The sequence below is a fragment of the Devosia nitrariae genome (assembly GCF_030160115.1).
In the GTDB taxonomy this organism is placed as follows: Bacteria; Pseudomonadota; Alphaproteobacteria; order Rhizobiales; family Devosiaceae; genus Devosia; species Devosia nitrariae.
In genome coordinates, this window is sequence record NZ_BSNS01000006.1 from 23511 (window position 1) to 43617 (window position 20107).

Consider the following 20107-nt stretch of genomic DNA (forward strand, 5'->3'; position numbering starts at 1 on the left):
GCAACCTACCTCAGAAATCGAGTGGAATTGAAATCCTCGGGATCGACCAGACCGCATTGACCTCGCCCTCCGGCAGAAACGCCCGGGGCCCGCCGGCACCAGGCACACCCACACCCCGCGCCCGCTCCAGCTCATCGGCCCGGTACGCCAGCAGCCCCCCGAGCCCGCCCTGCGCCAGCCGCGCCAGGCCTTGCGTCCAGTGCCCAACCGGGCTGAGATCCGCGCCGCCCTTGATCAGCGCGGCCGCGACCTGGAGACGTCGCGCGATCTGTTCCGGCGAGACGGCCGCGCCGTTCGCGCCCCAGACGAAGGGCTGCGTTGGTTTGGTCTCGTCCATCAGCGGACCTCCTTGTAGTCGACCATGCGATAGCCGCTCGGATGCGTGCGCACGGCCTCGGGCTGGGTGTCCTCGAGCTCATCGGCCATCACGCCCATATGGAAGATGCCGCCGGGCGTGCCCTTGTAGCGGTAGGTGTAGACCGGCACGCCTTCGTCGGTTTCACCGACGCGCTCGACGTCCTCTTTCAGGCGCTCATCTGAAAACAGCATGCCCAGGCCCCCCGCCTGCCCGGCCGCGCCGAGCAGCGAGCCGCCGAGGCCGAAAAGGCCGCCCATCATCGCCTGGCTGTTGGCGAGATCGGCCTGGTATTTCTGGTTGACGAGCCCGGTATAGTCGACGCCGGCAACGCCGGTCTGCGGCGTACTCTGGAACTGCGGCATCGACACCTGTGCCCCCGACATCAGCGCCGAAAGCTCGTTGATCGGCTGGTTGCGCAGCGCCATCGCCTCCTGCAGTCCTTGCCCGCGGGCGCTATTGGCGAACTGCGCATCGGTCAGCGCTGCGGCATTGCCCGCCTGCTGGGCGTTCTGCGCGAATTGCGCGGCGCCGAGCGAAGCCTGGTTGCCGAAGCCCGCCCGGGCAAGCTCCGCCTCGTTGCCAAAGATCGCGGCGTTACGCGCGAGGTCCACGAGGCGCGACTGCTCCTGGCCCCCCGCGAGCGTCGTTGCCAGCCGCGCATCCGTCGTCTGCCGCCCCAGCCGCTCCATCTCCGCGTTCCACGCGGCCGAGCCCTCGCGAACGCCCGAATTGAGGAGGCGCGTACGCAGCGTCTCTTCCTGCGAGGCGCGATCGGAAGCGCCGCGCTGCCAGAGCGCCTCCTCCACCCGTGCCCGGTCGTTGGAGAAGTCGTCGGCTCCGGCATAGGAGGTGGCAAAGCCCGGCCCCAGCGCCGCGGTATAGTTGCCGCCAATGTCGCGCGCGAAATCGGCATCGACCCCCGAGGATTTGGCAAGCTCCGGCAAATTGCTGGTGTCGACCCCGCCCTTCAGATACTCGCGCATCGCCGCCGATTGCTCGGCGGCCAGCCCGGCGAGATTGCCCTGTGCCTGCTGCGTCTGGCTGAAGATCGCCTGTTGCTCGGGCGAGAGCGTGGTGGTTGCGGTATAGCGCGGCAGCTCGATCGGCTTGCCGTCGGCGCCGATGATGGTCTGCGTGCCGTTCTGGCTATAATTGAGGCTCCCGGTCGGGGTCACCTGGTCGACCATGTTGAGCGCTTGCTGAGTCTGGGCCGTGGTGCTGTTCCACTGGCTCTGCGCCTGCGCGGTCTTCCATGGGTCGGGGGGCTTGGGGGTCGAGACCATCTAAAATCTCCAGTCCTTCTTCAAAATGCCGACGATGAAGGCGTGCCGCCCCTCGCCGAAATGGTTGCGCATCAGCCCCTCGACCTCGCCGCCGAGCTGTTCGGCAAGGCGCACAACGCGGGGCTGCCCGGTGACGACCGTCATCCGCCCGCAGCCGAGGCGGCCGAAGACGTATTCGCCGATGGAGCGCACGAACGGACGCGTCCAGCCGCTTCCGGCGGCGCTCATGTGGATGTCGTTGCCGGTGAAGTGGTTGAGCAGCACGCCGCCGATGACCTCGCCGTCCTTCTCGATGCCGACGGCCACATAAGGCGGCACGATGTTGTGGGCGAGCCTCTGCGCCAGGAACTCCGCCACACGCTCGTTCGAAACGATCATCAGAGTGCTTTCAGCAAAAATGGTCACCACTTTTGCGGTTCGAAAACACGACAATTCAAGGACTTAGAGCTCCCGTTCCGATTCAATCGGAACGGGAAATGCTCTAGGTGATGATGTCGGCCATCGTATAGGTGACGTCGACGCGCACGATCTCGACATCCATGGGCACCGGGTCGTCGCTCGAGATCTGCATCGCCGCCGAGAGCGTGGTGCCGGCGGCGCTCACCGATTGCCAGTCCTCGATGGTGATGAGGTCGGTGGATTCACCCCAGTTGGAGCTGCCCCAGAATGCCGCGCCCCAGACGCCGCTGTCGTTGACGTCGACGGCAAGCGGCGCGATCGGCATGTCGACGACGAAGTCGCTGTGCGTCGTCAGCTCCAGGGCAACGTGCTGGCGCGCGCGGATCGAGGCGCGGGCGAACTGGGCGATCTTCCTGTTGGTCGGCGTGCCGAAATCGTCGAACAGCGGCACATAGACCCCGGCATAGGGTTCGCCGCCGTCCTGGCCGCCGGTGAGCGCGCTCATCACTTGGCCCTCGGGGGCGCCGAAGAACAACCGCTCCTTGAACACCACGCTCGAGCGCATGTCCCAGCCGGTGAACCGGCACCAGGCGCCGGTGCGCACATTGACGACGAAGACTTCGCTTTCAAGGCTCGGGGTGGAAGGCGGGAGGATCACGGCCATCTGCTGGGTCGGCCACAGCTCGCACCGCCACTCGCCGACAGACCGCAAGTGCACGGCCCGGTTCCACGCATCCTCGATCGGATAGGAGATGGCCGCCGGCGCGATGGCGGCGAAATCGCGCGTCACCGCCGCCGAAAGCGGCACCAGCCCGACGCTGGTCGCGATCATGATGTCGCCGCCGGCGCGGAACCAGGCGCGCTTGCCCAAGGGCCGCCCGATGCGATAGACGCCGACCTTGCGCCAGTCGTTGATGTCGCCAGGGTTCGACCCTTGGAAGACCGCAACCTCCCCCTCGGTCGAAACGAAGATCACCTGCTGCGAAAGTCCGCCCTGGGCGCCGCTGTCGTTGGACCAGATGGCTCCGAAAAGCAGCGATCCACCGCGCTCGAACACACCGCCCAATGGCAGTTGCGTCAGCTGCCCGCCGATCTGCCCCACCGGCAGGTACCAGGCATTGAGGCTGTCCTTCTCGACGTAGAACAGCCGATTGCCGTGCGGCCAGACGAAATTGAGGATCGAGGCGTCGTTGCCGTTGTAGTCGCCGGCAAAGGTCAGCGCGGGAAACGTGTCGAAATCTGTGCCGTCATAAACGAGCGGCGTGTCGGTGCCGTTGACGAGGCGCAAATATATGCCGCCCGACGAGGCGAACTGCGCCGAAATCCAGTCGCCGCCCGCAAGCCCCGTCACGTCGTCGACGGGTGCAACCCCGCCGATATTGACGATCTTGCCATTATCGGCCGCAAAGAGCTTCTCGTTCGTCCCGGCGATATAGGCGAACAGCGCATCGACCTCGGCTCCGCCGATATCGGCATGGAGTTCGAAGCCGCGGCGCAGTCGCGCCGTGGTCGCGGTCGGAAAGAAATTGTCGAGGATCAGCGCGCCGGAGACGACGCTGCCGTCCGGGTTGCGTGCGCCCGGCTGGGCGAGGTTGCGATTGGCGATCCAGCCATTGCGCGGCGCCGGCCAGGATTTGACCTGCGCCTCGCGCGGCTTCTGCTTGACGGTCGGCACGCGCATGGCTTCACGCGCCCCCACCCAGCGGCCACGGCCAGCCGGTCGTGGTACCCCGCAGGCTCCTGCCCGCCCGGGCGCGGATCGTTCGCCCGCCGGCATCGCGCGCCTGCGCCTGCGACAGAGCGATCTCGTAATTGCGCATGTCCTCGGCGTATTCGAGCCCCTTCTGCTCCTTCCAGCGCCACAGCGTGCCGAGGGTCAGCAGCCGCTCGTCGAGCACGAAACTATCGGTATCGGCGGTAAAGCTCGCCTTCTTCGTTCCCGCCGCCGGCTTGACGATATTGCGGCTGATATAGGGAAAGCGCGCCTCTGCCTCGTGCCCCGGCGCCGGCACGAAGGTGAACTTGTCCTCGAGGATGATCCAGGCCCCCGGCGTGATCCGCGCGAAGCCATGGCTTTCCTCGGCGAGCCACTCCATCACCGTCGGGATGTGCAGATAGCCCCAGAACCAGGTCGCCGGGTCGATGACCCCGCTGGCCGCAAGCATGCGGCCATAGTCCTCCGGCAGCGGGAAGCGTGTGTCGCTCCCGTTGCCGGTGATGGTGTGGATCACCGTCAATGCCTGCCAGTCGTGCGAGCGGGCAATGTCGATCGCCACGTCCCCGGCAAGATCGAGGATCTCGGCCGGGCTCGGGTCGCTTGCCGGAAGGCTGGCGCCCTTCAGCGCCGCAAGCTCGGCCTTCAGCCTTTCGACTTCGTCGGCGAGGTCCGCGCTTCCCCGCCGATCGGCCGTGAACCGCGCCGCCATCTCCTTCAAGGCATTGGCGTGCATCTGCAAGCTCTTGAGGTTCGGTCCCTCGAGATGGTGCAGCGCCTCGATCGAATAGATCTTCAGCGCCCGGCACAACGAAAGCTGGGCATCGGAAATGCCGTAGGGCCGCAGGAATTCCAGCGGTGTGCCGGCAGCCTCCTGCGGGCGCCCGGCGAGGAACTCCCGGTACTGGTCGGCCCAGCGCTCGGCATAGGTCACAACCCTATGCCCGTCGCGCTTCCAGAAGGCGTCGACCGGGAAGACCGGCGAATAGAGCTTTGATCCGGCAAAGCGAACCTCGACCGCCTCGACCGTCTTCATCACCGCCCGCCCCTCGCGCTCGGAGGCAGGCACGTCCTCGACGGTGATGTGCTTGAAGATCGGAGTGACGGTGATCTCGCGCGTATCGATCGGCACGGAATGCGCCATGGGGAATTCTCCTGGTTGTGTGGGAAACAGAAAAGGCCGCGCCGCAGGGCAGAGCCTCGGATAGGTCACCGAACCGGCCAGGGGCGGGGTGTCCCCTTCTCCCCTTGAGGGAGAAGGTGCACCCACGGGTCGCTTCGCGCCTGAGGACAGGCTCCGGGCGGATGAGGGTCTGCGATGACGCAAACCGCACCTGACCCTGCGCTTCTTGCAGCATCGCAACACCCCCTCCCGGCCTCCCCCATCAAGGGGGAGGTGGGCGTCCGTGCGTTTGGTGACCACGCACCACACCCGCCGGTTTTCCGCATGCTGGTCGGGGTACGACATCGCCAAGCCCGCCAGACCGGCACCTCCCCCCTTGTGGGGGAGGTTGGGAGGGGGGTAGTTCGAAGCGCGCAAGCGCTGATGGGCAGGAAAACCGATCGTGCTCGGTGGCACGGTCTTGCCAAGCTCCGCACCGGTGGAACATCACCGCTGCGGAGCACTGCCGCGTGCGAACCTACGGCGCCCCAGCCGCGCCCTTGCGGACGTGCAGGAACTGGCCCTCGCTGACGGCGACCCCCGGCGGCGTGAAGTAGCCGCCGGCGCCGGCAGCGACCATGAAGCCCGGTTCGGTGACGGTCACCTCGGTGCCGGTCGAAGGCGTCGCCGCGATATCGGCCGAGGCCTTCACCCAGAGATAGTCATGGCCGTCGGAGCCGGTCTCCTTGTTGCCGAGGCGATAGGAGGGATCGACCTCCGTGTCCCCGATCGAGAGGCCGAGCTGGCTGTCCCAATAGGGAACGCCGGTGACCACCTCGTCGATCTGGGGGCCGAGTTGTGGAGTTGTGCGGAATGCCATTGTGAGGCTCCTTTCTTTTTCCGCTTACGCCGCCGTGCGCAGGCGCACGGAGAACAGCGGGTTCTCGAGGACGAGCTGGCCCGACCACACGATGCCCTGGGCAACCGCGTCCTGGTTGACGGGGCGGATGCCGTCGCCCGGGTGGAACGGCACGAACGACTGGCCCGGGAACTCGTAGATGGCGAGCCCTTGCGTATCGATGCCAAAGGCGGTGTTGGCCGGCATCACCGCGCCGATGCCGCCGGCCGCGACCAGCTCCACCAGGCCCGCAGGCGTGTGGTAGGCGAGGGCCGGATAGCCGAGCCGCACCGAGCGTTCGGTGGCGAGCCGCTGGTGAGCGACGAACGAGGCCGAGACCGGCTGGTACGACAGCGCGTCGAAGATCCACAGGTCCGGATAGCGTCCGTTGCGCGAACGGTTGAGCGCGATGCGCTCGATGATGGGGCGTGCTGTGGTCACGTCCCATACCGCCCCGATGTCGGGGAAGTCGGTGGTGGCAAGGAAACTCGACGGCCGCCAGTTGGCGACCTCGGCGCGGTCGATACCGCCATAGACGCCGACATTGGGAATGATCGGAATGGCGCCGCCAAGCCCGATCATCTGCCGCCCGCCCGAGCCGGTGCCGTCGGCAATCAGCGACACCTCGAACTCTTCCTTGACCGATTTCTCGGCCGCGTTGAGGTAGAATTCCATGAGGTCGATGACCTCTTCCTCGCCGCGGTTGAAGAGGAGTTCCGTGCCGTTGAGCGAGAACATGCCGACGACACGCGCCCAGTTGAACACGGCCGAGTTCAAGAGCTCCTTGGGCGTGATCTCGATCTTGTCGTACCCTGTGAACCACTGGGCCTGCAGCTTGTCGAACTCGACCGGCACGCGCAGTTCCGGCCCGCCCGCGCGCTTGACGCGGACATTGCCGAGATCCTTGAGGATCCGGGTCAGCGGGGTGGCGTTATAGACGATATCCTGAACTTCGCTGGAGCGCTTGGCCACAGCCGCCGTCAGGAGCTGGCGATACTGCCGATCATCGGTGATGGGCATCACATTCTCCTAGTCTTGCTAACCCCCTGGGATCGAGCGCATTTCGCTCTTGAGGAGGTCGCGGATGGATTGTTTGGGGCGGTCGGCAACGGCGTCTTCACCGCCATTGGGAGCGCCACGGACGGATTTCTTGCCGGCCTCAGGATGGACAGGAGGGGCAGTATCGGCACTGGAGTGCGAGGGAGGCGCCGGAGGTTCGGACCGTGAGGACGGCGCGGTGCCGCCGGCCATCCGATAGGCCTCGATAAGGCGCTGTTCCGGCGTCAAGCCGGTGCCGTAGAGCTTGTCGATCACGCCCGACGTCAGGACCCCTGCGATCCGTTCTTCGAGCGCGTGATAATCCGGGTGCGCGGCCGCGAACGCGGTCAGCATCGGCTCGAGCCGCGAGGCGGCGAGCTCAATGCGCATGGAGCGTACTTCCTGCGCCATGGCGCGCACTTCCGGTGAACGCTGCTGCCCGCCGGCGCGCGCCGCCGACCGCTGGGCCAGCGCACCCTGCAGGCTTTGCGCGTATTGCTGCGGCGTCTGCCGCGCGACCGACTGCGCCACATCATAGAGCGAGAGCGGCGAACCGTCGGCCTTGCGCGGCCCGACCTCGCGCAGGATCATCTCCAACCCGGCAATCGGCGAGCGCGCCAGCGCCTGCTCGACGGCAACAATGCGGTTCAAGGTATCCTTGAGCTCGCGGCCGTTGGCCCGGGCGATGTCGTCGAAGCGCTTGACACCCTCGAAGCGCTCAGTCGCCTGCCGGTGCCTGTCGATCTCGCCCTCGTATTCCTTGGAAAGCCTATGCACCTCGGCCTTCACTTCATTGGGCACGTTGGCCCATTTGGTGCGCGCCTCGGGCAGGAACCGGGCGGGCGGCTCGGCGTGCTCGCCTTGGCGAAGCCTCCCTTCGGCGGAGCCAGGCTTGCGCCCAGTAGACTCGCGCTCATGTGACTGGCGGTCGTCCGGCGCGCCCTGCCCGGTTGCGGGTTTTTCAGGCGCCCCCCTATCGGTCGCCTTGCCGGCGCCCGGATCTTCATCGCCGACCGGCGCCTTGCCGCCCCCGCGCGGTTCGGTTTTGGCCTCCTTCGCCTCACCCTCACCGGCCTTGACCTTCGCCGCCTCGGCCGCGTCCCTCGCCTTGCGCTCGGCCTCCTTGTCGAGCCGCGCTTTTTCCGTATCGAGCGTCTCGCGCACGGAGACCGGTTTCTTGCCCGCCTCCTTGCCCTTGCCCGCCATCGTTTCTAGGTCGGTCGACTGCGGCCCCGGCCGGGTGAGCTGAGGCTCGCCTTGGCGAAGCCTAGCTTCGGCGGAGCCAGGCCTGCCGCCTCCGCTTTCGAGCGCAACGGTCTGCGTATCGAGAACGGTCGACGCACTCACGGCGCCGCCCGGCTCGGCGGTCGTCTGGTTCATAGGAGTTACCTTTGTCTGAGGGGGGGCGCCCCGAAAGGGCTATTCGATCGCCGCGATCTCGGGCGGCAGATTGCCGGTCACCACATCATTGAGGGCCTGGCGGACGTCTTCCCGGCGTTTGCCTGCGTCGGGGACATGTTCTTGGAACTGCGGCGTTTCGTTGCCGAGCTCGATGAAGTCGATCCCGTGCGGATTGCCGCTCGCCTTGTGCGATGCGGCGAGTGCGGCCTTGGACGTGTACCACTTGCCATCGGCCATCGACTGCACCGGCTGGTCGAAATCACGGACAATGCGCGGGCACCCCAGATGTGACGGCTCCGGGCGCGGCTCAGGTGCCTTGCGGTAGACCTGGCGCCCGTTGCCGAGATCGTACCAGAAATATTGGCTCATCAGACCTGCGGCGCCATCAGGCCAGCCGCGACAAGGGCCGCAGCGAGATCGGCAGCAGTTTCCGAATAGGCCGGCGGCGTCTCCGGCACCGCCACCGCACCGACATCGGCCGCAGTCAGCACGATATCGCCGCTCTGCCCGTTGACGGACCTCACGGCCCCGCCGCCACCCCCACCGATCTGTGCCGCCACTTCCTTGGCCAGCGGCGTCGCCATGCCGAGTTCTGCAAGTGTCCTGGCATCAGCCATTCGAGTTCTCCTTTGGGTATGAAAGTGGGTAGAAAACGGTTGAGGAGCCTCAAGGAGGGCATCACGCCACCCCACCCATCGGCTGTCATCCACGCCAAGGCGAAGACCCGCCCCTGAACCCGTCACCGGGCACGCAAGGTTCGCTTGGCAGCTCTCTCGAGGCGAGGAAGGCTCCCTCCAGCACGGGCGCTTACGTGTCGAGCTGTCATTCGAACCGGGAGCGGATGATGGGCATGAGCGCTGCGCTCATGTGATTGCCGATGAAGGAACGGACCAACGTGTTCGGTGGACGCTCCGCCCGTGCAGTAAGGTTAACGGAACTGTGTAGTGGCCCTCGGCGCGGAACTGTGCAAGAGGTTGTTCGAGCCTGGCGAGAGCCTGGAACGCCCACGAGATCGCCTAAGCCGCGATCTCGGTTCTCCAGAACGCGCGTCCGAGGCTCTTCATGTCGCACCAGCCTTTCTTCCGCACGCTGCAGATCGCCGGCATATGGCTCTTCCTTGCGCCGCTGATAATCATTCTTGGTACGGTTGACGTCTTGACCAATGGCCGCAGCCGAAACTGGCCATTCGACGATGGCCGCGTGTACTCCGACTAAAGCAATGTGCGCACACAGCCTGTCCCGGCTCGACCCAGCTTGGTTACCGGTCCTGCGCAAGAAAGAGCCGGCGTTCTGATCACGTCGGAACGCATAAGGCTCTAGGTCAGCGCCAGCCAGATCAGCCATCCGAGCCCGATGAACAGCGCCCAGGCTGCAATGGCCATGAGCACGATAGTGGTCAATCGGTGCTGGCGCAGCCAGTCTACTCCGGACGCAGGATATCCCGCAGCAAGGAGGAGTTGGTATACTCTTTCCAGGACCACACTTTCCAACGACACTCTCTCCCCCGTCGCTCGTCGAGCCTCATCCGAGTAGGAGGAGGAGTTTAGGAAAGGGTCGCCTAAGCCGATAAAATTGCGGCATTCACAGGATGTGGCATGCGCTCACCCCAATCCCGCGCGCGCCATCGCCCACGCCATCAGCGCTGCCCGATCACTGCTGCTCAGCAGCCCCACGCCCACAATCGCGTCACGTACGTCCATCAGCGAGAATGCGCCGGGCGGGCTGTGAGGTGCGGCACCGATGTGGAGGCGGTTGTTGACCGTCGCAGGCACGACGGCCGACGATTGCGCCGCCCCGCCGTCGACGTAGTAGTTGACCTGCGTACCGGTGTGCTCGACGAAGAGCACGTGAGCGCCGCTGAAGTCGACACTGGTATACTGCCGCTCGACACCGGTGAGGCCGTCGCCGGTGTCGGCCTTGGCCCGGTTGACCGTGCTGGTCACGCGCCGGCCCACGGTTCGGGACGTCGCTCCGCTGTCGCCATAGCCGAACATCGTGTTGTGGTTGCCGTCCGCACTCAACCGCTTCTGGTTGACCACGAGCAGCATGAAGCCGGGGTCGGCTCCGACCGGCACGAATGCTGGTATGTCGAGTACCCCGAAATCGTCGATGCCATCGAACGATACGCAGCTCGCATTGGTGCCGGGCCACCCGGTGGCATTGTAGACCGCACCGGTCATGTCGAGGGCGTGCCCGGCGCGCTCGTCGGTCCAGTTGCCCCCCGAGAACGGCTTTGCCGTCCACCACGCCTCAACCTCGCGAACGGAGAGTGGCGAGAACGGAAGGCTGACCAGTTCCAGACGGAAGTCCTTGTCGAACTCCATGTACCTGCCGTCGACCGTGCCGGTGAACAGCAGCATGCCCAGAAACCAGGCGGCCGTGTCCAGGGCGACGAACGTCGTGTCGATGAGCACGTTCGCGGTCATGTTCGCAGTGGTGAAGCTCGTCCCGCTGTTGAACGTGCCGGTATCACAAACGCGAACGGCACCCGAGCCCCAGCCACCGTTGATGTAGACGTTCCCATAAAGCCGGTAGGTAGCGCCGGGCGTCAGCGACGGCTCCTTCCAGGCTTTCGGGTTGGCGCCGGACCTCGCGATGCGCATCCTGCCATTGCCCTGATCGGTCAGTACCGTGTTTGGGCCTTGCACCCACGCAAGAGCGCGCAGCAGGTTTTCGCGCAGAACGGTCAGCGTGAACGAGCTGGACAACTGTGCCGTGTCCATGTTCGCGTCCGTCACCTGCACGTTGAGATCGGCGAAGGTTCCATGCTCCGTCGGTGTCCCGCTGACCGCGCCGGTCGACGGGTCTATCGAGATCCCGTCCGGCCAGTCACCGGCAAGCGAATACGTGTATGGCGCGGTGCCGTAGAAGGCAGTCGCCGTGAAACCCGCATACGCCAGGCCGACCTCGCCCGTCGTAACCGGGCTCCCCGTCAGCGACAGGGGCAGCGGTGTGATGGTCTCGCTCTCGAAGCATCCGATGTCATAGTCGTTCTGCGGTACGACATTGCCGAAGAAGTCGCGCGGCGGCGTGATGCCGACCAACGCGAGGATGTCCTGCCCGTGACCGCGCGCGCCCGAGCCGATCTGCGTCTGATACGCAGCGAGGGCCGGATCGTTTACGGCATCGACATTCCCCACCGGAACCGTGCCCGCAAACATGGGATCCAGCGGTATCGAAATGTCGATGCCGCCATCGGTTTCCGTGCCCGTCGCAGCCCGCCAGGCAGCAATCGACGAATAGGTCGTAGCTCCCCACTTGATCGAGATCGCGGCGCCGGATGGCCAGTACAGATTTCCCCGGATCAGGAACGAGGAGGCAGGAACCACGCTGCTTTTGGAGGTGACCACCTTACCGCTTGCAGCGACCAGGATATTGTTGAAGAAGCCGCCGTTGATGAACCTGTTGGTGGTTCCGCTATACACCATGAGCGCGAAACCATCGTCGTGGTCATTGTAGAACGTATTCCCATAGATGAAATTGCCCGAGGCATCACTGGCCTCGTCCGATCCAAACATAAACTCGCCGTACTTGTCGGTATCGGACGCCGAGTTGTTCTCGCTGATGCAGTATCGGATCGTATTGTTGTTCAATGGCAGAAGATGGGTGCCGCCGGCATTCCACTGATAGAGCAGATACCCCGGGCCGTCGCAATCAACAGCGTAGCAGTATTGGATGATGCAGCCCTGGCTTCCGCCATCGATGTCGAAACCGCCGCCATCGCTTGATCCAAACGAAGTTCTCTGGCCCCTGGTGACGCAGAACTGAATGACGGTGTCCAGACAGTCGGCCATCCAGATGCCAACGGAGCCAGAACCGTTCGCCCCGTTGTCATACGCAAGGCAGTACTGCACCAATCCACCCGAGATGCCCTCCCCGACGAAGATGCCATTGCCGCTGTGGTTGCCAAGGCCCGTCTTGCCGGTGCAGTTGTAGACCGTGCAGTTCTGAACGATCGGGTCGGTGGTGCTCACGTCGTAGAGCTTCAGGCCGTGCAGCCCGCGAACGACGATGCCCATACCCCGATTGGTCACTGTATTGCCCGTGCAATCGTGAACAACGCAGCCATCGATCAGCGGGGCGTCAAACCCGGAGGCCGCCTCTGCGGCAACGGCGTCATCGCCAGTCCGGATTGCTATGCCATCGATGCCGTACGCACTGACCTCCAGATTTATGAGGCGCAAGCCGGGAAGCTTGCTGCCATCGAGCAGGTTGTTTTGAGCGTGAACACCACAACCGGTGCTGACCGTGCTGCCGGTGCCAACGAAGCTAAGGTCCCTGATCGTCACATCGTGGGGGTTGAGCGCATCGACGCCGCTCTCACTATTCGATGACGCCTGGATGGTCGCCTTGCCGGTGCCATAGCTGCCATAGACGATTGTTGCGCCGGCAAGACCATAGTGCTGCCCCTCGCGCAGGACCAGCGAGCCCAGGAACGTCTCGCCGCCCTTGAACAGGACTTGCGCGCCGGCGGGTATCGTTTCGGCATTGACCTTGCCGAGGGTCTGCCAGGCCGAGCCCGGGCTAAGACCGTCATTGCTGTCCGATCCTGCCGGATCGACATAGAAGCGGACCAGCCCATCGACCACGAACGGCGCGCCGTGCTCGGAAAGGACGATCGGCGCACCAAGCCCATTCTCCGCGATGGTCATGGGAGGTGCGCCGGCATCGACCGGCCTCACCGGGGCGCCGCGGCCGTTTTCGGCGATGACGACAGGGGCGCTCATTCTGGCGTCCTTTCCGCCTGCACGCCGATCGCGTCGGCAAGTGTCACTTCCCTGACCAGGGTTTGTGTCATTTCGGCCAGGCGACGAATGCTTGCCATCGCTGTTTGCTCCCTTTGTTACCGGGCTGGCGGTGCGCACCATCCATCCCACCCACCGGCTGTCATCCTCGCGGATGCGAGGACCCATCCTGAGATGCAGCCGCAGCCGCAACGTGTATGTCCGGGGCACGAGCCGCGTGCCCAAACCGCGCTTTCCGAGCTTGGCTGAGGTGCTCAGAGCTGGATTCCGGCCTTTGCTGGGGTGACACCGAGTTTGTGGTTGTTACGGTGCCTCGCACTGACCTTCTGTGCGAAATTACCGCCGCGGCTTCAGCTCTTGAACCACCGCCTCAACACCCACGATGTCCTCCCGACTTGAGGATCGGGACCCATCCTGAGATACCGCGCCAGCCGCAAGGTGTGTGAAAGAGGCACGAGCCCCCCTCCCTCTTGAGGGCAGGGCTATCGCATATGGTGGGCCGAGGGCGGATGAAGGGGTTTGCGATCTCGCAAAACGCACTGGGCCTTGCGCTTCTTGCAGCATCGCAACCCCTATGCCCATCAGATCGACCATTTTCCGGTTTCGGGGTCGTAAAATCCGTACCCGGGAACCCACTCATTTCCGGTTTCGGGATCAAACCACCCATTCGGCTCAGGTCGCGCAGGCTGCGCAGGCAACGGTACGCCACCAGCGTTGAACTGTATGACGTCCCGCAATTGCGGGTTCTGGTTGACGTACTGGCGGATGCGGGCCGCGACTTTCGGCGCTACCGTCTTGATGTAGTTTGGATCGACCATATACGCCCTGACGGCCTCAGCCATCAGCTCGCGCGGCACGAATGGCCTGGTATAGCCCGACTGTTCGGGGCCGAACGGGCGCCCATAGGATTGCGGGTTGTTGAGGTCGTTGTAGATCGCGCGGAGCTCCCTGTTCAGGCGCTCCGTTGGGATGCCTCCCGCGATGCTGTCAATGAGATGGCCGACCTCATGCGCAGCGACACGAGGCTTCGCAACTTCGGTCAGATCTCTGTTCAGCAGGATTTCGTATTCAGTGTTCCCGGATCGCCGGTCGGTCGTCTTTACGAGCCGCCCTGCGTCTCCTCCGAGCGCTCGCGGCGCAACTGTCTCAATGCTCGCGCCAGCCGATCTCTGCGCGACTGAGGCCATTGCCTCCGTAGGGAGGGGTCGGTCGCTTCCGCCCGTAATCTCTCTACCCACGAGATGGGCGTCTGGGCTGAGGGGTCTTCCTTCGATGTCGACGGCAAGTCGTCCGGCTTCATTGGCCTGTGCTCCAAAGGGGTAATCCGCCTCAAAAGGGCGCTGCGAAACGGATAGAGGATCATATATCCTGGCTGACCGACTTTCAAGCGATGTCAATGGGTTAACCATCGGCTGACCCCTGGGGACAACCCCGCCGAGACCGACGAGACCCGCCATTGCCGACGCATCGTCAATCATCTCGGGGCTATAGGGGCGTATGACCCGGTCCGGATAGAGATACGATCCGCTGTAGTCTCCGTGCAGAGCCCGGCTCGGAGCGAGAAAGCCATTGATCGCAGGCTGGACAAACCGTCGGTCCAGGCTCTCGAGAAATGCGGGCCACAATGCCGATAGGGGTGGCAGTTGTCCCGAATTCCCGTCGTCTAGCTCATCCGCATAGGCCAGCAATTGCGCGATAGTATCTTCCCGCGAGGGCCTCGGGAGCAAGCCATCCGCGAGGGCCAGAGCAACTAGGTTGTTATCGGCCATTTCGAAATTGCCTTTCGACAAACGCTTGCTGACGATCCTGCTGAGCCATCTGCCGACCTGCCTCTGCCCAAGCGAAGCTCCGGCTTCGCGCAGGCGGGTCACGCTGCCGGTCGGCCGCGAAACCCACCGGCTGTCATCCTCGCGGATGCGAGGACCCATCCTGAAATGCAGCCGCAGCCGCAAGGTGTATGTTCGGGGCACGACCCTCTGCTCAAACCGTCCAGTCCGCTGAGGTGTTCAGAGCTGGATTCCGGCCTTCGCCGGAATGACATCGGGGTTGGTGAGGTTCCGGTGTGTCTCCCCCACTACCTCCGCCGCCGTCTTCACGTCCGCGCGCTGCTCTGCCCGCCGCTCGATACCCAGCCGCGCAAACGCCAACTGGATATCGGCGCCGATCTTCTCGATGCGCCTGGCCTGCTCGGCGAGGTTCCCCCGCGTTTCGGCCATTTCGAGCTGCAGCCGCTGGCCCTCCTGCTGCGCTTTGGTCTGCGCTTCGGCCACCTTGAACTGCATCTCCTGTTGCGTCTTGGCCGTGTCGGCTTGCACCTTGGCGATCGCCGCCTCGGACTTGCGCAGCTCTGCATCCGCCATCTTCTGGTTGGCCGCGCTCATCGACTGTTCTGCTTCGCTCAGCCCGCTTGAGCCCGCCTGCGCCGCCGCCAGCTGCGGGGCGGCGTCGACGAACTCGTCGATCACGGCATTCAGCGTGCGGCCGGCCCTATAGGGCGCGAGGACGAAGCGCAGCACTTCGCCGGCCATCTTCGCCCCCTCTTGCCCGAGCGAAGCAAAGCTCATCAGCCCCTGCGCCGCGCCGGTAAAGGCGGTCAGGAATTCGTTGCGGCTGGCTTTTTCAGCGATCTCATCGGTGAGGATCGTACTGTCCGTTGCGATCTCGAAGGCAAAGCCGCGCGCCCGGTTGTCGCGCAACAGCGTCATCATGTCCTCGATCGGCACCGCCTCGGCGATCTGCCGAAGCTGAACTGCATATTTGGAGATGATCTGCTGCTGGGCCGCCTGCAATTGCTGCTCGGCAGCCGCCGGCTCGATCTCCTGGTCCTGGGCCTTTGCCGCCTCGGCCATCGCCTTGGCCTGCCGGCCAATAGCCTCCATCTCCTTTTCCGCCGCGTCCTCGATGGCCTTGGCCCGCCGCTCGAGCTCGGCTTTCCTCGGCAGTTCCATCTGCGCCATCTCGAGCAAGAGCTCCGGCCCGAACGCCTCGGCCATGATCTCGGCGGAGATCTTCGTCACGTCGCAGGCGATGCGCTGTAATTCGTCGATCTTGCCGCGCACCCGCACCGACCCGTACTGACTCTTGAGCTGTTGTGCGCCGAGCGTTTCCTGCGCCTGGCTCGCCCCGCGCATGATGTCGGAGATGCCCGAGAGCTGGTAGAAATCATTGAACAGCTGCCCGCGCGCGCCGATCAGCCCCTGTATGGCATCGGCGATGTCTTTCAGCGGCAGCCAGACGACGAAATTGCCGCTACTCTCCATCATTGCCGCCGCCGGCACCGGGATCAGCAACTCGTCGTCGTCGCTGTGCAGCGCCTGCTCGACCGCCGTGCCGATATCGCCGCCAGCCGGGATCAGCCCCTTCATCTTGACCCGGTCGAGCAACAGGTAAAGCCGCGCGGTCAGCTGGTTGATCTTTGAGAAATGGCTGGCATAGCGCAGATAATCGGGCACCGGCATCAGAGAGCGCGCCCGCAGCGTCCCGAAAGCCGGACGCGGGCACGGGAAGAACCCGTCGAGCTCTAAATGCGGCTCGCCCTCATCGAGGATGAACGGCGCATCCGGCGCCACCCAATAGACGCGGTTGTCGCGCTTGTGCCAGACCTCCCAGACGCCGGCCTTGCGCGAGCCGTCGGCGCCGCCGAGCGCCTGGTCCTCGCGGCGCACCGAGGTCGAAGCATGCTTGAACGCCTCGCCCGAATGCGCGGCAAAGCGCTTGCGCATCTCCTCGCGCGTCATCCACGCCCGCCGCGCCACCCAGCCGACATCGGCCCATTTGCGCGCCGGCTCATGCAGGAAATCCTTGCGGTCGAGATGCTCGATCGAGATCCGCCGCCCGTCCCTGCCATCCTCGAGCGTCACCCACATCTGCCCGCGATTATAGAAAATCAGATCATCGCGTACCCCGGTCATCACCTCGTCGATCCCGGCCCGCAACAGCGCCACGGTCGTCCCGCGCTCCAGGATCTCGGCCGTCAAATTCTGCAACCGCCGCCGGTCCTTGAATTGCGGCGTCACCACCGGCTGCGGCGCATGCGCATAGACGGCCGGCTTCAGGATCTCCATCGAGGCCCAGAACAGGTCGTAGTCCGGGTCCGTCCACTCGCCCGAACGATAGTCGTCCTTGCGGGCATAGACCCTGTCGATCCGGTCGCAGACATCCTGATAATCGAGAAACGCCTGCTCGGCCTGTCGAATAGCCGCCAGGATCCGCGCCGCCGATTTCGGCTCGCCCGGGTCCTTGAGGCTGTCGACGGGTTCGAGATCGTGCAATTGCGCCATTGGGACTCTCCGGGAACAAAAATGGCGGGGTGCGGCATCGGCGATTTGGCACGGTGCCAACCAAAAACTCGGTGTCATTCCGGCGAAGGCCGGAACCCATCCTGAGATGCAGCACCCGCCGCAAGGTGTGTGAATTGGGCACGGATCAAGAGCGAAACCGCCCTCTCCGTGCTCGCTGATGTGTTCAGAGCTGGGTCCCGGCCTTCGCCGGGATGACACCCGGTGGGTGTGGATGGATGGTGCCCATGCACCCCACCCGCACTTCACTCACACCCGCCCCCGCCGCTGTCACCAGCGCCCCAAAAAACTCGATGTCATTCCGGCGAAAGCTGGGACCCATCCTGAGATGCAGCCACGGCCGCAAGGTGTGTGAACGGGGCACGGAACGCGTGCCAAACCGCCCTCTCCGTGCTCGCTGATGTGTTCAGGGCTGGATCCCGGCCTTCGCCGGGATGACACCGGTGGAAGGGGCAAAATAGTGCCCACCACCCTCACCCCCGCCGCCTCACCCCCGGCAATTCCGGCGCCAGCACATACCCATCCTCGATCTCATACGCTGCCGGCCTCACCGCCGGCGCCTTCGGCGCACTCCCCGCCGTCATCCGGTCGAGCAACTGCCCCACCAGCCCCAGCGCATCCACCTGGTCGTCATGCACCCCAACCGGAAAGCTCATCATCTCGGCGATCAATTCAGCAACGAACGGCGCATCGCGCTTGACCCGCAGGCCCCGCGTCGCGATCAGCCCGCGAAACGACTGCGCCCGGACCGCCTTGTTGCCGGCCGCGGTTGAGAACTGCTCGCGCGCCACATAGGCCCCGCGCTCCATCATCGCCCGCTTGAGGAACGGCCCGACGCCCGATTTGATCTGCCCGGTCTCCTCGGCCCAGCCGACCGGCCGCCATTTGCGCACCAGGTCGCAAAAGCTTTCGACCCACACATCCGAGCTCGCCTGCACCCGCCAGAGATCGAGGAGCCACGGATCGCCATTGGGATCGATGCCGATCACCGCATGCACGGTGAAATCCCCCTGCTCCTCGGTCACCGCATAGTCGCTGCCGCCATAGACCATCAGCGTCTCGCGCGGCGGCAGATGGTCGACGAGGTGGATCCACTCCCGCTTGAAATAAGAGCCCGTGTCCGGTGCCGGCCGCTGCTGGAAGAGCGCCGACCAGGTGCGCGGATTGCGTTCGAACTGCGCCCAGTGCGAAGGCCCGAACCATTCCGGCCAGATATAATCGCCGGGCTTTCGCCCCAGCGGATCGTCCGCCCGCTCGGCCTTGGCCGGCAGGCATATGACCTCCCAGATGTTCCCGTCGCGGCAGGCGATCTGCCCGCTCTCGCCCGCGTAGTTCTCGGGCAGGATCGTGCCGGCGAGGTCCGCCTCGTGCCAGCGCGTCTGGATGATCACCACCGAGCCGCCCGGCTTGAGGCGGGTCAGCAAATCATCCTCATAGGCCTCGAGCGTGCGCTTGCGGATCGTCTCCGAATCCGCGTCCTGCCGCCCGCGGATCGGGTCGTCGATGACGATGAGATCGGCCCGGTTGCCGGTGATCCCCGAAAGCACGCCGCCGGCCATGTATTCGGAACCGTTGTCCAGCGCCCACTCATCCGCCGCCCGGTTCTCCGGGTTGATGCGGGTGCCGAATAGATCGAGGAACGCCGGTTGCCTCACCACCGACCGCGTCCGCCGCCCGAGCTTTCGCGCCAGCGGCGTTGCATAGCTCACCGCAATCATACGGAAGTTCGGAATGGCGCCCATGACGAACGAGGGCAGCACCACCGATCCATAAGTGCTCTTGGCACTGCCCGGCGGCATGAACAGCATCAACCGCCCGCCCGGCCTCTCGACACACCGCTGGCACGCCTCGAGCGTCAGCACATGGTGCGCGGCCAACGACGTCTCCACCGGCGCGAAGCCTTCGGTGTCCTCATCGTCCGTCCGCGGTGCGCCAGGCACCTCGATATAGCGGGCGTAGTCGACGAGGTTGCGGCGAGCGGATTGGCGGCGGTGATCGCGGTCAGGCTCGGGCGATGGGGGTGGGGGGGTCACGGGGCATCCACTCCCTAACTTTTCGTCCAGAATGGCAGCTGGCCCCGTTAAATAGGCAGAACGAACCGGAACAAACTGCGTCTTGCCCTGCGTCCTTAACGACAGTTAACGCAACTATCCCGTTGTCGGTGATATCTCAGGATTGCAACGCGAGCGAGTCTAGCCTATAACGGCTGACGATGGTCGCGCAGCTGCATGAATATCTCGATCAGCGTGAAGGCGAACTGCTCGAACTTATCGGGGAGTTGCATCGGCAATTGTCTCCACTGGAGGCAGAGCTTGCCGACGTTCGTAAGGCCAAGGCGGCTATTGCGCCCGACAAACCGTCCGCCCCTTCTCCATCTCATACTGTGGAGCTCAACGAGCCCGCTTACGCTCGCATGACAATGAAAGAGATGACGGTGAAGGCTCTTTCCGAGCACTTCCCGCGTGGTGCGACCGCCAACAAACTCATCGAGTTCTTTCACAACGCATGGGGCCGTACGGACATCGTCCGGTCGAGCTTGAGCCCCCAGCTCTCACGTCTGAAACAGGACAACGTGATCGGGCTGAAGGGCAAGCTTTGGTATATTCCAGAGAATGAAGAAGGCTCGGATGTTTCCGCATCCGAGCCCGATTCATATCGTGGGTCTGGTGCTAGCGCTCAGGGTCCTACCCCTACGGGCACAACACCCGCCAGCTCCACGCTTTTTCACCGCGTCAATGAGGACTTGCTTACCGGCACCTACCTCATGGGCGCTCCCAGCCAACGCTTTAGCCCTGCAAGGGAGAAAGGAGGCTAGCTGTGTGGCAGGCAGCCATTTTGTTACCGTAAGCCACCCGCTGTGAGGCGGTTGTT

The 20107-nt window shown here is 64.6% G+C and carries 17 protein-coding genes; 2 read left to right on the top strand and 15 right to left on the bottom strand.

What is annotated here, in order from left to right; all coding sequences use genetic code 11:
- Window positions 1-10: 10 nt before the first annotated feature.
- The 10 genes from QQK18_RS05025 to QQK18_RS05070 form a co-directional block, all read right to left on the bottom strand.
- On the bottom strand, window positions 11-337 hold the full coding sequence (locus tag QQK18_RS05025) for a hypothetical protein (RefSeq protein ID WP_284339201.1): 327 nt from the start codon (window positions 335-337) through the stop codon (window positions 11-13).
- A complete protein-coding gene (locus QQK18_RS05030) occupies window positions 337-1641 on the bottom strand; it encodes a tail fiber domain-containing protein (RefSeq protein ID WP_284339202.1) in 1305 nt (434 codons plus the stop codon). Before QQK18_RS05030 ends, QQK18_RS05025 begins: the two co-directional genes overlap by 1 nt.
- Window positions 1642-2019 carry a GNAT family N-acetyltransferase gene (locus QQK18_RS05035; RefSeq protein ID WP_284339203.1) on the bottom strand — a complete coding sequence of 126 codons (378 nt, stop codon included), beginning with the start codon at window positions 2017-2019 and terminating at the stop codon, window positions 1642-1644.
- Between the two features lie 103 nt (window positions 2020-2122).
- Window positions 2123-3721 (bottom strand): hypothetical protein, encoded by a 1599-nt coding sequence (locus QQK18_RS05040; protein ID WP_284339204.1) that lies wholly within the window; start codon window positions 3719-3721, stop codon window positions 2123-2125.
- Between the two features lie 4 nt (window positions 3722-3725).
- The gene (locus tag QQK18_RS05045; protein ID WP_284339205.1) at window positions 3726-4898 is read right to left on the bottom strand and encodes a phage adaptor protein; all 1173 of its coding nucleotides are present in this window, start codon (window positions 4896-4898) and stop codon (window positions 3726-3728) included.
- Window positions 4899-5394: 496 nt separating this feature from the next.
- Entirely contained in the window at window positions 5395-5736 is a 342-nt protein-coding gene (locus QQK18_RS05050) for a hypothetical protein (RefSeq protein WP_284339206.1), read from the bottom strand.
- A 24-nt stretch (window positions 5737-5760) separates the two neighbouring features.
- On the bottom strand, window positions 5761-6774 hold the full coding sequence (locus tag QQK18_RS05055) for a phage major capsid protein (RefSeq protein WP_284339207.1): 1014 nt from the start codon (window positions 6772-6774) through the stop codon (window positions 5761-5763).
- Window positions 6775-6792: 18 nt separating this feature from the next.
- On the bottom strand, window positions 6793-8172 hold the full coding sequence (locus QQK18_RS05060; RefSeq protein ID WP_284339208.1) for a hypothetical protein: 1380 nt from the start codon (window positions 8170-8172) through the stop codon (window positions 6793-6795).
- Between the two features lie 39 nt (window positions 8173-8211).
- Window positions 8212-8562, bottom strand: a complete 351-nt coding sequence (locus tag QQK18_RS05065) for a hypothetical protein (RefSeq protein WP_284339209.1) — start codon at window positions 8560-8562, stop codon at window positions 8212-8214.
- Complete coding sequence (locus QQK18_RS05070; protein ID WP_284339210.1) at window positions 8562-8810, bottom strand: hypothetical protein; 249 nt, start codon at window positions 8808-8810, stop codon at window positions 8562-8564. The genes QQK18_RS05065 and QQK18_RS05070 overlap by 1 nt, the downstream gene beginning before the upstream one ends.
- 445 nt (window positions 8811-9255) lie before the next feature.
- Here QQK18_RS05070 and QQK18_RS05075 point away from each other — a divergent pair, with 445 nt between their 5' ends.
- Complete coding sequence (locus tag QQK18_RS05075) at window positions 9256-9408, top strand: hypothetical protein (RefSeq protein ID WP_284339211.1); 153 nt, start codon at window positions 9256-9258, stop codon at window positions 9406-9408.
- Window positions 9409-9509: 101 nt separating this feature from the next.
- On the opposite strand, the gene QQK18_RS05080 is transcribed toward QQK18_RS05075, so the two are convergent.
- The 5 genes from QQK18_RS05080 to QQK18_RS05100 all read right to left on the bottom strand — a co-directional run bounded on the left by QQK18_RS05080 (window position 9510) and on the right by QQK18_RS05100 (window position 19269).
- Window positions 9510-9683 (bottom strand): hypothetical protein, encoded by a 174-nt coding sequence (locus tag QQK18_RS05080; protein ID WP_284339212.1) that lies wholly within the window; start codon window positions 9681-9683, stop codon window positions 9510-9512.
- A gap of 111 nt (window positions 9684-9794) precedes the next feature.
- Window positions 9795-12920, bottom strand: coding sequence for a putative Ig domain-containing protein (locus QQK18_RS05085; protein ID WP_284339213.1), 3126 nt, complete (start codon window positions 12918-12920; stop codon window positions 9795-9797).
- Window positions 12921-13519: 599 nt separating this feature from the next.
- On the bottom strand, window positions 13520-14908 hold the full coding sequence (locus QQK18_RS05090; RefSeq protein WP_284339214.1) for a hypothetical protein: 1389 nt from the start codon (window positions 14906-14908) through the stop codon (window positions 13520-13522).
- A 36-nt stretch (window positions 14909-14944) separates the two neighbouring features.
- Window positions 14945-17218: a flotillin family protein gene (locus QQK18_RS05095; protein WP_284339215.1), complete on the bottom strand. Its 2274-nt coding sequence runs from the start codon at window positions 17216-17218 to the stop codon at window positions 14945-14947.
- A 491-nt stretch (window positions 17219-17709) separates the two neighbouring features.
- Window positions 17710-19269 carry a terminase large subunit domain-containing protein gene (locus tag QQK18_RS05100; RefSeq protein WP_284339216.1) on the bottom strand — a complete coding sequence of 520 codons (1560 nt, stop codon included), beginning with the start codon at window positions 19267-19269 and terminating at the stop codon, window positions 17710-17712.
- A 179-nt stretch (window positions 19270-19448) separates the two neighbouring features.
- Here QQK18_RS05100 and QQK18_RS05105 point away from each other — a divergent pair, with 179 nt between their 5' ends.
- Complete coding sequence (locus QQK18_RS05105) at window positions 19449-20051, top strand: hypothetical protein (RefSeq protein ID WP_284339217.1); 603 nt, start codon at window positions 19449-19451, stop codon at window positions 20049-20051.
- Window positions 20052-20107: the final 56 nt, after the last annotated feature.